At 36.7% G+C, this 15,972-nt stretch carries 11 protein-coding genes; 6 read left to right on the top strand and 5 right to left on the bottom strand.

Annotated features, from left to right (window positions below; translation table 11 throughout):
* Positions 1–260 precede the first annotated feature (260 nt).
* Complete coding sequence (locus MP478_RS12365) at positions 261–860, top strand: ribonuclease HII (protein WP_230038131.1); 600 nt, start codon at positions 261–263, stop codon at positions 858–860.
* A 90-nt stretch (positions 861–950) separates the two neighbouring features.
* Here MP478_RS12365 and yidC read toward each other — a convergent pair whose 3' ends face one another.
* The 3 genes from yidC to MP478_RS12350 all read right to left on the bottom strand — a co-directional run bounded on the left by yidC (position 951) and on the right by MP478_RS12350 (position 5,529).
* A complete protein-coding gene (gene yidC, locus MP478_RS12360; RefSeq protein WP_257200623.1) occupies positions 951–2,750 on the bottom strand; it encodes a membrane protein insertase YidC in 1,800 nt (599 codons plus the stop codon).
* 261 nt (positions 2,751–3,011) lie between these two features.
* Positions 3,012–4,622, bottom strand: a complete 1,611-nt coding sequence (locus tag MP478_RS12355) for a CTP synthase (RefSeq protein ID WP_257189771.1) — start codon at positions 4,620–4,622, stop codon at positions 3,012–3,014.
* 337 nt (positions 4,623–4,959) lie between these two features.
* Positions 4,960–5,529: a YceI family protein gene (locus MP478_RS12350; protein ID WP_257189773.1), complete on the bottom strand. Its 570-nt coding sequence runs from the start codon at positions 5,527–5,529 to the stop codon at positions 4,960–4,962.
* Between the two features lie 142 nt (positions 5,530–5,671).
* Here MP478_RS12350 and radA point away from each other — a divergent pair, with 142 nt between their 5' ends.
* The 3 genes from radA to MP478_RS12335 are packed head-to-tail and all read left to right on the top strand — an operon-like array spanning position 5,672 to position 8,798.
* Positions 5,672–7,021 carry a DNA repair protein RadA gene (gene radA / locus MP478_RS12345; RefSeq protein WP_257189774.1) on the top strand — a complete coding sequence of 450 codons (1,350 nt, stop codon included), beginning with the start codon at positions 5,672–5,674 and terminating at the stop codon, positions 7,019–7,021.
* Positions 7,022–7,034: 13 nt separating this feature from the next.
* On the top strand, positions 7,035–8,144 hold the full coding sequence (locus MP478_RS12340) for a helix-turn-helix domain-containing protein (RefSeq protein ID WP_257189775.1): 1,110 nt from the start codon (positions 7,035–7,037) through the stop codon (positions 8,142–8,144).
* 60 nt (positions 8,145–8,204) lie between these two features.
* On the top strand, positions 8,205–8,798 hold the full coding sequence (locus MP478_RS12335; RefSeq protein WP_257200622.1) for an ACP phosphodiesterase: 594 nt from the start codon (positions 8,205–8,207) through the stop codon (positions 8,796–8,798).
* A gap of 68 nt (positions 8,799–8,866) precedes the next feature.
* Here the strand turns inward: MP478_RS12335 and MP478_RS12330 are convergent, their stop codons facing one another.
* Together MP478_RS12330 and MP478_RS12325 are read right to left on the bottom strand one after the other, a co-directional pair.
* Positions 8,867–9,379 (bottom strand): DUF6702 family protein, encoded by a 513-nt coding sequence (locus MP478_RS12330; RefSeq protein ID WP_257200621.1) that lies wholly within the window; start codon positions 9,377–9,379, stop codon positions 8,867–8,869.
* A gap of 81 nt (positions 9,380–9,460) precedes the next feature.
* Positions 9,461–12,694 carry a S8/S53 family peptidase gene (locus MP478_RS12325; protein ID WP_257200620.1) on the bottom strand — a complete coding sequence of 1,078 codons (3,234 nt, stop codon included), beginning with the start codon at positions 12,692–12,694 and terminating at the stop codon, positions 9,461–9,463.
* 150 nt (positions 12,695–12,844) lie between these two features.
* Between MP478_RS12325 and MP478_RS12320 the strand changes: the two genes are divergently transcribed.
* Both MP478_RS12320 and MP478_RS12315 read left to right on the top strand, forming a co-directional pair.
* A complete protein-coding gene (locus MP478_RS12320) occupies positions 12,845–13,423 on the top strand; it encodes a HupE/UreJ family protein (protein ID WP_230038143.1) in 579 nt (192 codons plus the stop codon).
* Positions 13,424–13,490: 67 nt separating this feature from the next.
* Complete coding sequence (locus tag MP478_RS12315; protein WP_257200619.1) at positions 13,491–15,878, top strand: M1 family metallopeptidase; 2,388 nt, start codon at positions 13,491–13,493, stop codon at positions 15,876–15,878.
* The last annotated feature ends 94 nt before the right edge of the window (positions 15,879–15,972 follow it).

The raw sequence follows: 15,972 nt of genomic DNA, 5'->3' as shown, positions 1-15,972 counted from the left end.
AACGCACTACAAACGCAATAAAAAATCACAAAAAACGTAAATAAATTAATGTAACAAAAGCACCAATATGGTACCATTAAGTAAAATTGTTTTTAGGTTAAAAAAAAGCAATTTTAAAACCTCTTGACAAATCATAAAAATCATACTATTATCGTTCATTTATTTTAATTCATTAGCTTAAAAACGATTTATTTTCAGAATTTCAAAAAACAAACGAAACGTCTTTTTAATAGGTTTGTTTTTACTAATTTTACAGTCTTATGCAAGATATAGATACACAACTATTACATAGATGGTCAGACGCTTATATTGAAGCAGGATGTGACGAAGTAGGAAGAGGCTGTTTAAGCGGACCAGTGGTTGCTGCTGCTGTAATTTTGGATGACAGTTTTAAGCAAAATTTAGTTAATGATTCAAAAAAATTAACTTTTAAAACAAGAATGGAATTGGATGATTATATCAAGGACAATGTAAAGACTTATGCCATCGCTGAACTGCCTCCTTCATTCATCGATGAACACAACATCCTCAATGCCAGCATCCATGCTATGCACCGCGCTCTGGATAAATTAGCAATCACTCCTGAACTTATTTTAGTAGATGGCAACAAATTCCATCCCTATAATTTTATTCCTCATCAATGTATTATCAAAGGAGATTCAAAAGTACTGTCTATTGCTGCAGCTTCTATTCTTGCAAAAAACTACAGAGACAGATTAATGATCGAGCTGCATGAAGAACATCCGGAATATGGCTGGGATACCAACTTTGGGTATGCTACAAAAAAGCATCAGGAAGCTTTGATAAAGCATGGCCCCACAAAACACCACAGACAGTCATTCAGATTAAAGTATGATTAAAAGCAATACCCTTGAATACCATCAGATACAACATAAAAAAAGAGAAGCAGTTAAACAGCTTCTCTTTTTTTATGTCATATATATTTTAGACTATTTCTTTTTATTTCTTTGTTGCTCCTGAGCTTTTTGCTGATCCTGAGCTTTCTCCATCATTTCTCTCATTCTTTTTTGGAATTTACCTTCCGTTTTAGGCTTTTCTTTATTAGCCTGAATCTGAGCATGAATTTTCTTCTCATCCAGAATCACATACTTAATAACTAAGATAATTAAGATATTGATCGCATTCGATACGAAATAGTACCATGAAAGACCGGACGCTGAAGTGTTAAGGAAGAATAGGAATGTAATCGGGAAAATATACATCAATACTTTCATATTTGGCATTCCTTCCTGCTGAGGCTGCTGCATATTTCCTGAAGTCATCACCGTATAAATTAAGATAACAATAGTACACGCCAATGCAAAAATACTCAAGTGATCTCCCAGGAAAGGAATTTTAAATGGCAATTTAATCAAATCGTCATAAGCTGTCAAATCTTTTGCAAACCAGAACCCCTGACCTCTTAAATCAATAAAGTTCGGGAAGAAACGGAATAATGCGTAGAAAATTGGAATCTGAACCAATGCGGGTAAACATCCTGCCATCTGGTTAACTCCGGCCTTTCTGTAAACCTCCATAGTAGCCTGTTGCTTCTTCATTGGGTCTGCATCTTTCAGTTTGGCATTTACCTCATCAATTTCCGGACGGATTACTTTCATCATCGCACTCAACTTATGCTGCTTATACATAATGGGTGACAAGATCAATTTTACAATAATAGTCATCAGGAAGATTACCCAACCTGCAGTTAATCCCCAATCAGCAATAAGGTTATACATCGGCATAAAGAACCCACGGTTCATCCATCCGATAAAAGACCATCCTAATGGAAGAATCTCATCAAAATTTTTATCGTAAGATTTCAATAATTTCAGATCCAGTGGCATAAAGTACCAGGTAAAGTCCTGATTCAGTTCACTTCCGGTCATCTGAACGAAACCTTCATAGTTTAATTTTTTCAGATACTCGCCTTCTTCCACCGACTCCTGGTTTCCTTTACTTTGTGTGAAACCATTCTTAGCCTCAATAACAGAAGTAAAGAACTGTTGCTTTACACCAATCCAGTTAAGGGTTTCTTTTTCCTCTTCCATGGTAGTTCTTCCATCATAATCATAATCTTTATAATTATTAAAAGCATAGGAGAATTCTGAATGAGACTGCTCCTGAGCTCTACCTTTTTCTAAGTTTCTTACACTATAATCCCAGATAAAATCTGCTTTATTATCTGAAGTAATTTTAGAAAGTCCTTGTGTTCTTACTTTAAAATCTAAAGTATATTTTGGAAGTAATGTATAAATAAACTGAATAACAGCGCCGTTATAATCAGCTGTTAGTGTTACAGCATTCCCATTAACAGAAGGGGCAAAAACTAAATCTTTAGTGTTGACAACCTTTCCTGTTTTATCTTTAAACTGAAATCCGTAGGTTGAATTATTTTTATTGATCAGATATAGAGGAAGATCCGCCTGATCTGTTTTGTGGTCATATGCTTTGTATTCTGAAAGCTGTACTTTGGAAACCTGTCCTCCTAAACTTGAGAATTCTACATTCAATTCTTTGTTAGACAGACTTGCTGTTTGGATGGAACCAGGAGTTACATTTGGATTGATATTACTTGCCTGAGTTTGTTTTACCGGGTTTTTAACCTGTTCAGTTTTCTGCTGCTCAGCTTTTAACTGCTCTTCTTTCGCCTGCTTGTTCTGAAAATAGAACATAAAGCCGAAGAGAACCAGGCATAAAACCGCGAAACTAATCATTTGCTTCTTATCGATTCCGTTGTTTTGTTGCATTTTATTTTATATTAAAATTTTAAACTTAGGATGTACCTTTATATGTACATAATTTTGAGCTGACAAAAATACTGTTTTTTTATCAAAACTCTATGCTTTACTACGTTACTATATAATAAACTCAAGCTGAGAATAATCAGCCTGAGTTTATAGTAAGACGTTTATGATAAAATTTTACCTTATTTCTTTTTATAAGGACATTTAGTATTCTTTATTGGGAACAATGTAACATACTTACATTCTTTTCAAATACTAAAATATCTACTTAGATGTTTCGCAAGCCTTAATGAAAGCTCTGAATAAAGGATGTGGCGTTGCTACCGTACTCTTATATTCAGGGTGATACTGAACCCCTACATAGAATGGGTGACCAGGAAGTTCAAGAGCTTCTACCAATCCAGTTTCAGGGTTTGTACCTGTAGCCAGGAAGCCATTTTTTTCAAATTCCTGCAGATATTCACTGTTGAACTCATAACGGTGACGGTGTCTCTCGGAAATATTTTTACTTCCGTAAACATCAAATAATCTGGATCCGTTTTTCAAAGAACATTTCCATGCTCCAAGACGCATTGTTCCTCCTTTATCTACTACATTTTTCTGTTCTTCCATTAACGAGATCACAGGATCAGGCGTTGCTGTATCAAATTCTACTGAATTCGCTTTGGTATGTCCAAGAACATTTCTTGCAAATTCAATGGTCATGATCTGCATTCCCAAACAGATTCCCAACATAGGAATTTTGTTTTCTCTTGCATATTTTGCAGTAAGTACTTTCCCTTCTATTCCTCTGTCTCCAAATCCGGGAGCTACAAGAATACCGTTCACTCCTTTCAGAACATCCTTAATATTATCTTCTGTGATATCTCCACTGTATACCCATCTTACCTTCACTTCAGTTTCAAGATCGGCACCGGCATGTTTAAATGCCTCAGCAATAGAAATATATGAATCCTGAAGGGAAACATATTTTCCTACCAACGCAATTTCCACTTTTTTCTTAGGGTTCTGGAATTTCTTTAAGAAGTTCTTCCAGTCTTTAAGGTCAGCTGTTTTATCACTTTTCAGATCCAGTTCTTTCAACACTACATCGTCAAAATTCTGCTTCTGAAGATACATTGGAACTTCATAGATCGTTTCCAAATCTTTACATTCAATAACGTTTTCCAAAGCAACGTTACAGAATTGTGCCAGTTTTGCTCTTTGATCTTTAGGAATTTTATGCTCTGTTCTGCAAACCAAAACATCAGCCATAATTCCGCTCTCCATCAATTGGCGCACGGAATGCTGAGAAGGTTTTGTTTTTAACTCTCCACTTGAAGCCAGGTATGGCAATAATGTTAAGTGGATCACCATAGAATTACTCTCTCCCAATTCCCACTTCAGCTGACGAACAGTTTCAATGTATGGTAAAGATTCAATATCCCCTACTGTTCCCCCGATCTCTGTAATAATGATATCGTAGTTCTGTTTTGAAAGGATTTTAATTCTGCGTTTAATTTCGTTAGTGATATGAGGAATCACCTGCACTGTTTTTCCAAGGAAATCTCCTTTTCTTTCTTTTTCAATTACAGTCTGGTAGATTTTTCCTGTAGTAACGTTGTTGTTTTGAGAGGTAGGAGCATCAAGATAACGCTCATAGTGGCCTAAATCCAGATCCGTCTCTGCACCATCTTCGGTTACGTAGCACTCTCCGTGCTCATAAGGATTCAATGTTCCCGGGTCGATATTGATATAAGGATCAAGCTTTTGGATCGTTACATTAAAACCGCGTGATTTTAGCAATAGTCCCAGAGAAGCAGACACGATTCCTTTTCCCAAAGATGAAGTTACACCTCCTGTCACAAAGATGTACTTTGTATTCTTTTTACTCATTAGATTAGGTTTGTGCAAAGTTAGGGGAAAAAGAAACACAAAGCAATCTTTTAGATTTTGAAAATACTAAAATAACCTTCAAACAATAATAAAACCTGATTAAAAAAATATTTATATCAGGTATAAACAAATGGCCAAAAGCAGTAACCACCATAATTTCGGTATGCAAATTAAAATCAAATTACAAGGTGTTAAAATATACCGATTGATGATTTTAGTAACTGTATTATCTATTATTTAGGAAAGTAAATTTCTCAGGCTGAGAACTTTTAGAATAATAAAAACAAAAAAGGGTTTCCATGGAATTGGAAACCCTTTTATTTAAAATGATATACAATTATTGTTTTACCAATTCAAGGTAAACGTTGATATCAACATCTTTTGCTACTCCCGTTCCGGTAGGATCATATTTGATATTATAATCCAAACGGTTAATGGTGAATTTCCCCTGCAGTCCCATCACTTCTTTTCCATTCTTATTTTTTGTTATTCCGCCAAATGTTACAGGGATGGCAATTTCCTTCTGTACATCTTTAATGGTCAATTTTGCCTTCAAAGTATAGGGACCGTTTTTATCTTTTACTACAGAGGTTCCTTCCAATAATATTGAAGGATACTTACCTGCTCCAAAGAAATCATCACTTTTAAGATGTTTGTCTCTCATCTCCACACCAGTATTGATGGTTTCAGCCTCCACACTGATATCGAAGGCTGCATTTTCAAGATTGGCATTTTTTGTAGTTACCGTTCCGCTGAATTTATCGAATCTGCCCTGAACAAAACTGATTCCCATATGCTTAATCGTAAAATTTACAGAAGAATGCATAGGATCAATAGCCCAGCTCCCTTGTGCAAAACCTGATACACTTAATAAAGCGAATACGAAGGATAAAAAAACTTTTTTCATTGTAATTATATTTTATATTACTATTTTAATTTAAACAAAGCTAATATATAAAAGATATTCTTGACATTGATGTATGTTAGTTTTTATTATTAAATCCCGTAAAACTTCGAAAGAAAAATGCATTTTTTTATAACTTCGCAGTATGGCAAAACTGAAAACAGCATATTTCTGTCAAAACTGTGGTTCTCAATACTCTCAGTGGATGGGACAATGCAAAAACTGTGGAGAATGGAATACATTAGTGGAAGAGGTGGTGGAAAAACCCTCTCATAAGACGCCTCCATTTTCCAAGACCAAACAGCATGTGATCAATATCATTGAAGTGGAAACCAGTGAAGAACCGAGAATAAAAACCCCTTCCGAGGAACTGAATCGTGTACTGGGAGGTGGGATCGTTTTAGGATCGGTTACTCTTATTGGCGGGGAACCCGGAATTGGAAAATCTACGCTTCTTCTTCAGCTTGCCTTAAAAATGAAGAAAAAAGTCTTCTATGTTTCTGGTGAGGAAAGTGCTTCTCAAATTAAAATGAGGGCAGACAGGCTTACGGATGTTCAGAACCCCAACTGTTTTCTTTACACCGAAACATCATTGGAAAAAATTCTTCATGAAGCTAAAAAACTGGAACCTGATTTTATCATTATTGATTCTATTCAGACGCTGCAGTCTCAATTGATTGAAAGCTCACCCGGAACAGTTTCTCAGATCAGGGAATGTTCCAATGAAATTATTAAATATGCCAAGGAAAACAGTACGCCTGTATTCCTGGTAGGGCACATCACCAAAGACGGGCAAATTGCCGGTCCTAAGGTGCTGGAACATATGGTAGATGTAGTTTTGAACTTCGATGGGGACAGGAATCATCTTTTCAGGTTACTGAGGGCCAATAAAAACCGTTTTGGTTCCACTTCTGAAATTGGCATTTACGAGATGATCTCTCAGGGATTAAAGGAAATTAAAAATCCTTCTGAAATTCTGATTACCAAGAAGTTTGAAGAGCTTTCCGGTAACTCGGTAGCTGTAACGCTGGAAGGAAACCGCCCGATGCTATTGGAGATCCAGGCTTTGGTAAGCACTGCTGTATATGGAACACCACAGAGAAGTTCCACAGGCTTTGATTCAAAAAGGCTGAATATGCTGTTGGCCGTATTAGAAAAAAGAGCAGGTTTTCAACTTGGAGCTAAGGATGTTTTCCTTAATATTACCGGAGGTATAAAGACGGATGATCCGGCTCTTGACCTGGCGGTGATAGCCTCCGTTCTTTCATCCAATGAAGACATTGCCATTTCTGAACACTTCTGTTTTGCCGGAGAAATTGGGTTAAGTGGAGAGATCCGTCCGGTAGCTCAGATAGAACAGAGAATCACTGAAGCCGAAAAACTGGGCTATGAAAAAATATTTGTTTCCAATCTTAATAAAATACCGAAAAGAAAATTTGGGATAAAAATTGAGGAAGTGAGTAAAATTGAAGATTTCCATGAAAGACTTTTTTAGAATAAAATAAAAAATGCAGCTCGAAAACATTCAGAAGTTTGTCCTGGTATTGCTTTATGGTGGACTAACCTTGCTCTCATTTACGGTATTGATAAATCCTATGCGGGTCAACAGGAAAGCCAATTTCTTTTTTGGAATGTTTTTATTGTTGTGGTCCAGCTATTGGGTCCAGGATATTTTAAGTTTTTGCGGAATTCCCGCTGAACCGTTTTTTATCTATTCACTGTATACTGTACAGATATTTACTCCTATACTTTTATTTTTCAGCGTTATCTATTTTATTAATCCTAACTATACATTTAAAGCGAGGGACCTGGTTTGTTTTATCATTCCTGTTATCTATTGGATATTATTATTCTATTTAGATAACAATCCGATCATCCGCATTACAGTACTATTGATAGATGTTTCTCATAACCTGCCCTATATCGCTATCATTTATTTTAAAATAAGGAAACATCAGAGAAGAATTAAAACAATTTCTTCCAACACAGAGAATATTGATCTGCAATGGCTTATTAAATTAAGTTTTCTGCTTTTTATAATGATCATCATCACGGTTGGTTACGAGTTGTTTAATACTTTCGTGTACAAAATGCATCAGCATCTGGTTATGGACCTGTTATTTTTATTCATTGTCTACAGCACGCTCTATTATGTGCTTCGCCAACAGGAAATTTATCCCATAAATAAGGAACAACGGGATGAGTTATTAGCCATTGAAATAGAAAATGAACAGGAAGTGACAGAAAGGAAGAAATTAATTTCCGACCATGAATTTGAAACTCTGAAACTGAAGCTAAATGTTTTAATGGAAACGGAAAAACCTTATCTGGATGGCGATCTTAACCTGCTGAAACTTTCTGATCTGGCCCAGGTGAATGCCCATCAGCTTTCTTATCTTCTGAACAATGGTTTTAATGAAAATTTCTTTCATTTTGTTAATAAATACAGAATAGAACATGCTAAAAAATTATTAACAAATGAGTCTTTTAAAAAGCTTTCCGTCTTGGGGATTGCATTTGAATCCGGGTTTAATTCTAAAACAGCCTTTAATACTATTTTTAAAAAAATGACCGGAATGACGCCTACTGAATTTAGAAAAAAGCAGGAAGGGGTTTAAATTTAAAAGTATTTACCTGTGAAATATTTTCCATTCACATTTAATTCCTACCTTTAAAATATGAATTATCTGGCTCATTCTTTTCTATCCTTTACTGACGGACAGATCGTAGGACAATTTCTTGAAGATTTTATCCGGAATAAAGACCGCTTTTCTTTCCCTAAAAATATCCAGGACGGAATTACTTTGCACAGAGCCATTGATACCTTTACAGACTCCCACCCGGCCATTCATGAAGCAAAAAAGGTATTTGCTCCCCTGGTAAGGTTGTATGCAGGAGCCTTTGTAGATGTTTCCATGGATTATTTTGTAGCCACAGATCTTTCCCTAAATTCTTTAGCAGAATGGAAAGCCCATTCACTGAAGGTTTACAGGGTACTGAATGAGCATCAGGAATGGCTGCCTGAGAATTTCAAAAAAATGCTGGTAAAAATGGAGCATGACGACTGGCTTTATAATTACCGTGAAGACTGGGGGATAAAATTCAGCATTCAGAATGTTCTTAATAAAGCTAAATATCTGGAAAAAGACATTCCTGTTTTTGAAGCTTTTTTAGAGAATAAAAATACCCTGCAGCAATGTTATGATGATTTTTTTCCGGACCTGCTTGCTCATGCAAAAGGAATTAATACCTTGCTTCAGCTTGAAGGTTAATTTATAAAAAAAAGCTACATCCTGCTGTACCTGTTTATAATTTTTATCTTTTATAGCGCTATCGGAATTTAAAACTGTTTATACAGATAGCGGTTAGGATATGACAACTTTTCACTCTTCCGCTGACCATCCATTATAATATGAACAATATTAATCTGATCATCAAACAGATTATACAGAAAACTGACAGCCGTTTCTATCTTTTTAGGATTCGTTACCGGCTCTGATTCCAGGAAGACATTGACGGATTCCTGATCTTCTTCATAGCCAATATAACTGATTTTCAGAAACATGCCATCGGCTTTTAGTTTAAAATACTCCAGGCAATATTTTTGTAAGGCTTCGTTCAGCCTTGCTTTGTATTTTTCATCATTAAAATGAAATGAGTTCCCATACTTCTTACTCAACCCGTTTTCCAGGTCATCTAAGAAAAACCTTCCGGCTACCTCAAATGTTTTTGATTTTGAGTTATAATTTATTTCTACCGAACCTACATGATAAGGATGTACATTTTCAGCTCTGAAACTCTGACAAATAACTGTTAGCGATAAAAAAAATATTAAAAAAAATTTACCCGGCATTACTTCTGTTTTTTTGACAAATATAAAAAAAGCAGCAGTTATAAAACTGCTGCCCCGTTATTATTATAATCTGACTGACATTTACTGCTTAACCACTTTTTTAGTTATTGTTGTATTGTCATTCAATGCAATTGTAAACATATAGACTCCTTTTACCAATGCTGAGACATCAATTTTATTTGAATCTTTTGTAACATTTGCCGTCTTAACCAACTTTCCGGATGCATCATGAATAGTTAACAAAGCTTTAGAGTAATTTCCTAACATAACACTCACAACATCCTTAGCCGGGTTTGGAGTGATATTCACTGTAGAATTCAGTTTAACATCTACTGTTCCCAATGCAGAGTTTGTTCTCACAAAGTATCCACCAAAACCTGCAGACTGAAAGCTTACTTCCCAATATTGGTAAGTATCATTCCACACCACATCAGCCGCATTAGGAGTAATAATTGTTGCTGCACTTCCAAAAGAAGCTACAGTACCTGTGTTTCCGGCACTAGTTCCTGTATATTTTTCCACTATTACATTCGCTTTATTGGCGACATCTGTAGGTGAAGTTGGCAATTTCAGTACGTTTGTTGCATTATAGGCATCAAAATCCGCCTGTTTAAAATATAATGTTACTTTTCCTGTTGCTGTTGCTGCATCTGTAGCAGGATTAATCTCATATCTTCTTGAAACATAATTAGGCTGTACATTATCAGCCCATACTTTTGATGTTACATTTCCTGTCACTGTACTTGCGGTTTCTTTTTCAACTCTGGCAATCAGCTGGCAGGCATTCGTAAAATAATTATATCCTGCAGCTACAGCACTTGCTTTTGTCTGATTAGCAGTAGCCAGAGTTTTCACTTCTGCTACATTTTCATAAATGGTCGCTCTCATTTTAAGATCAAAAGTTCTTGCTGTCCAGCTTGTTCCGTCCGTTGAAGTTTTGCTGCGTCCGCTTACTGCAGTAGCTTCATTTTTGATAGCCACAGTTCCGCCTAAGCCGTTGATGACAATATAGAAATCTTTCCCCGTCACCATTTGAACGTTTAAGCTAGATAAATCAACATAATTCCAGGTAAATCTTTGTATATTGGTATCCCATGATGAAATAGTTTTTGTAGCAATAATATCTCCAGGATCTCCATTAGCATTCACTTTTCTTACTTGAATATCAACCGCAAGATTAGCAGGAATTGCTCCTGACCCTGTTGTAAAAGAAAAGCCTCCCAATTTACCCGTTAACGTTGGTGTATATCGAACAGCCAAAGCTGCATTGGTAAAAGTAGTATTAGCTTCTGCATTAACTGTAATATAAGGTTCATCATATGCAACAGTCTCAAAATTAGACTTTACACATCCTACTTCATCTGTAACTGCTTTATAAATATCTAACTTTCCATATCCCCATCTTGCATTTGGGACGTTCCCTGTTGCTCCGTCTTTTCTAGCATTGGAAGTAAGACGTGATTTAACCTGTGCAGCCGTCAATGTTGGGTTCGCCTGAAGCAATAACCCTACAGCTCCCGCAATTCCCGGAGATGACATACTGGTCCCTTGATTCATCACATAGTAGTTGGTATTTGCAATAATAGTCGAAGCATCGGGTACAGAACTACTAGATCTTGAAGAAATTACAGCCTGCCCTGAACCTGTAATATCAGGTTTTTGAAAATTATCAACTCTTGGCCCCTGTGCACTAAACGACGATATTAATTCCTGAGGAGTATTACCGTATCCAAATCCTCCTCCTGTGGTATACCATGTTACTCTTCCCAAATAAGAAGCCACTGTGATGGCACTTGATGCATTTCCCGGAGAACCAACAATATATTCATTATCTCCGTTTTGTAGTGTGGTAGCAACTCCCTGGCTGCTAAGCCATCCATGGGTACTAATCGTTTGGGTTCCGTTATTGGTAATTTCCAGCGTATACGTTCCCTGGCAATTAGCCGTAGATCCGGTAACCCTGTTGACAACTAACTGAACATAACGTTTGTTATTATCTGATCCCCAATAGTTATACATAGTAGCCGTAAATCCACCCCCCAGAATACTATGCGTGGTATTTGTACTTATATTCTGTGTATACTGCTGGCCATCAGGAGCTGTTAATTTTGCAGTAACTGCTGTATTATCATTAGCATACATGATAAAGCTGAATACTGAGGCAGCAGAAGTATTACTTGCTACTGTAAAAGTATAAGACTGTGCAGCACTTGCTTCTATATCAACTTTTCTGTGAAGATTGGCACCATAATCATTGCCTGCTGAAATAACAACTACTCTTCCTGGTCCTGAAGATGTAAAATTGTCAACAGCAACTTCATGGGAAGATGTTCCGTCATGAGCACTTCCCTGCCCACCGATACTCATATTGACAACGATAGGTTTGTTTAATGCGGTGGCTACATTCTTGAAATACGTTAAAGCATTAATGGTATTCGTAGTAGGAAAGGATCCGTTTCCTCCTTTTACAAATACAATATCGGCATCGGATGAGAATCCTTTATGTCTTTTATCAGCAAAAGCAGCACCGTTTCCTGCAGCAGTACCGGCTACGTGAGTTCCGTGTCCGTTAATATCATTTTCACGAACAAAACCTGCCGGAGTACCGTCCAGTTCATCTTCAATCTGAGCTCTGGTATACTCCACTCCTGTTGCAAATCCTGTCGGAGAGACCTCACTTCCCTGTGCCGTTAGAGTCTGATCCCAAATAGAAACAATTCTACTTTTTGTCTGATCATCAGCTTTTCTGAAATCAGGATGCTTCCAGTCAATCCCGGTATCATAAATTCCTACTAAAACCCCCGTTCCATTATAAGCTGTATTGTTGAAAGCTCCATCCTGTAAAAGGCTTGCCCCCGACTGTGCTCTGCTAACATCATTATGAAGCTCGTCAAAGGTAGGAGCCATTACAGAAGTTACATAAGGAAGTTTTGTAAGTTTATCAATGTCCTCAAGACTTACCAATGCCGTAGAAAAAGTAGGAAGCTGGGTCTGTACTAAAAAGCCATCTGCTTTCAATTTTTCCGGATTTTTAGTATAAATAATACATGAATACATGGTCTGAGCTCCTTTAGAGGTCACCACCAGATGCTGATCCAATTTCATATCAGCATGTTCCAATCCTTTTATAGGATTTCCTTTTAATAGGCTCTCTTTATTTTTTAACAAAATATCAAAGCGAGAGTCTAATTTTTGTACCTGCCCGTAAAAAGCATAAGAATACAATCCTAAAAAAGCAGCTGTAGCATTTCTAAGAAGCTTCGCTCCTCCGCGTGAAATGTTTACTTTTGCAAAGAGTAATTTTTTAAAATCCATTTTCATTTATTTAACACTACAATTATACAATTTTTATCTAATTAAATATTAATGTATAATATTAATAACTCAACAAATCGTATAGTATTAAAAATTCAACAATTAAATCAATTTAACATAATAATAAAAACTAAATAATCTATTGTAAAAATGCAGGATTTTCTATTCTATTTAAACCTTGGATGGGAGCATATTATTTCCCTTGATGCATTAGACCATCAGCTTTTTGTTCTGGCATTGATTGCTGTATATTCTTATACTGACTGGAAAAAAATTCTGATTCTTGTAACAGCATTTACCATTGGACACTCTATCACACTGGCTTTAAGTATTCTGGATGTTTTCAGGGTTCCTTCCGACTGGGTTGAATTTTTAATTCCATTGACTATTGTTGTAACCTCGCTGGATAATATTGTGATGAAAAATCAAAAGCAAACTTTAATGCGTGCCAATTACTATCTTGCCTTGATCTTTGGTCTGATCCATGGTATGGGTTTTGCGAATACGGCGAGAGTAATGATTGCAAAAAGCCAGGGTATTGCTATTCCGCTTCTTGGTTTCAATATCGGCCTGGAGCTAGGACAAATCATCATTGTTTTTGCAATTTTAATCATTCTTTTTATTTTGCTTAAAATTTTCAAGGTCAATAAAAAGGATTGGGTATTGTTTGTTTCTTCGGGAGTATTTGCATTATCTCTAAAAATGGCATTGGAAAGAATTCCTTTTTAACCTTGAAATATTTTCATTATTTCAACAGCTTATTATTATCTTTGATCATTATTAAATCATTTCGGTTATGAAGCTAAAAGTTGTTATACTTTCACTTTCTGTATTTGCATATACAGGTTTCACCGCACAAAATATTCAGAATAATCCTGGCAGCAACCACGGAAATAAATTCGAGCAGCTCGGGACCATACTTCCTACACCTAATATTTACAGAACAGCTTCAGGAGCTCCGGGACACGGATACTGGCAGAACAGAGCGGATTACAATATCACGGCTTACCTAGATGAAGACAAAAAAAACCTGAAGGGTTCTGAAACGATTACCTATTACAATAATTCTCCTGATGATTTGGATTATATCTGGCTTCAGCTAGACGAAAATGAACATTCCAATATCAGAAATGCAGGATATGGAGCCTCATCTGTACTTCCTGCTTCTACAAACGATCAGCAGCTTAAAGCAACTGAGCTCCCTGTAAAAGACAACGGGTATGGAGTAAACCTTGAAAAAGTAACGGATGCTTCCGGAAATCCTCTGAAATATACTGTCAACAAAACGATGATGCGTATAGATCTTCCAAAAGCATTGAAAAAAGGAGAAAAGCTCATCTTTACAATAGACTGGAATTATAATATTTCCAACAGAATAAAAATGGGTGGCCGTGGCGGTTATGAAAACTTTCCCGAAGACGGCAATGATCTTTTTACCATGACACAATGGTATCCCAGAATGTGTGTATACAGTGATTTCCAGGGATGGCAAAACCATCAGTTTACGGGAAGAGGTGAATTTGCACTCGTTTTTGGAGATTTTAAAGTTTCCGTGAATGTTCCGGCAGATCATATTGTGGGCGGAACCGGGGAATGTAAAAATTATGATCAGGTTTTAACTTCTGATCAGTTATCAAGATATAGAAAAGCTGAAGCGGCAAATGAACCTATAGAGATTGTCACTTTGGATGAAGCTAAAAAAGCAGAGAAAAACCATTCAAAACAGAGAAAAACATGGGTTTTTGAAGCGAATAATGTAAGAGATTTCGCATGGACTTCTTCAAGAAAATTTGTGTGGGACGGAATGCAGGTAACCATTCCTGAAAACAATAATAAGGTAATGGCTATGAGTTTCTATCCTAAAGAATCTTACGGACTTTACAGAAAGTTTTCCACAAAAGCAGTAGCCCATACCATTAAAACCTATTCGGAATTTACCATTCCCTATCCTTATCCTGTAGCACAATCTGTGGAAGCAGCCAACGGTATGGAATACCCGATGATCTGTTTCAATTTCGGAAGAACCGAAAAAGACGGAACCTATTCTGAAGGAACCAAAAATGGAATGATCGGAGTGATCATCCATGAGGTAGGCCACAACTTCTTCCCCATGATCATCAATTCTGATGAAAGACAGTGGGCCTGGATGGATGAAGGCCTCAATACCTTCACAGAATATCTTACGGAAGAAAAATGGGATAATAAATTCCCATCTAAAAGAGGACCGGCATGGACGATCGTAGATTATATGAAACTTCCGAAAGATCAGCTGGAACCCATCATGAGTAATTCTGAAAACATCGTTCAGTATGGACCCAATGCTTATTCAAAACCGGCGACTGGGCTGAACATCCTTCGTGAAACCATCATGGGAAGAGAACTTTTTGATAAAGCATTCAAAACCTATGCTAAAAGATGGGCATTCAAACACCCTGAACCTGCCGATCTTTTCCGTACCATGGAAGATGCCAGCGGTGAGGATCTTGACTGGTTCTGGAGAGGCTGGTTCTACGGAACGGATCCGGTAGATATTGCCATTGATAAAGTTACTGTTGCTACTCCTGATCTGGAAACACTAAAAGCAGCTTCCGAGAAAAAATACCAGGTAGAAAGTCCTTTGGTAAACAGCTTCGAAGATATTTCTAAAATAAGAAACAGAGAGGATAAGAATATTACTTTTTATGTGGATAAAGACAAAGATCTTCAGGACTTCTATTACAGATATGACAGAGGTCAGGAAAAAATAGATACCCATAAGGAATACACTGCCAAAACTGAAGCCTCCACTCCTTTGGATGCTAAGGATAAAGAGAAATTCAAAAACCTTACGGCTTATCAGATAGATTTTACTAATAAAGGTGGGCTGATCATGCCTATCATCCTTGAGTTTACTTTTGAAGACGGCTCAAAATCTTACGATAAATCATCGGCTCAAATCTGGAGGCTTAATGAACAGAAGGTTTCCAAGACGTATTATTTTGATAAGAAATTAGTATCTATACAGCTTGATCCTATGAAAGAAACAGCTGATATTGATACTTCCAATAACTTCTGGAGTAGTACCGGATCCAGCAGCGGAACTTCCAAATTCCAGTTATTTAAACAAAAACAGGAAGCAGGCTCCGTAAGAGGAGGTGCAAACGGAAAAGTAAATCCGATGCAGGCCTCAGGAAAAAAATCATAAAAAAATAAAAGGTTGTCTTAAACAGGAGGCAACCTTTTTTCTTATAAAACAGCTTCATCATTTTCGGTTAAAGCCCAAAATCTGCGGGAGCTGT

The sequence above is a fragment of the Chryseobacterium sp. WG14 genome (assembly GCF_024586945.1).
Lineage (GTDB): Bacteria > Bacteroidota > Bacteroidia > Flavobacteriales > Weeksellaceae > Chryseobacterium.
This window is presented reverse-complemented; position numbering and strand designations above follow the sequence as displayed.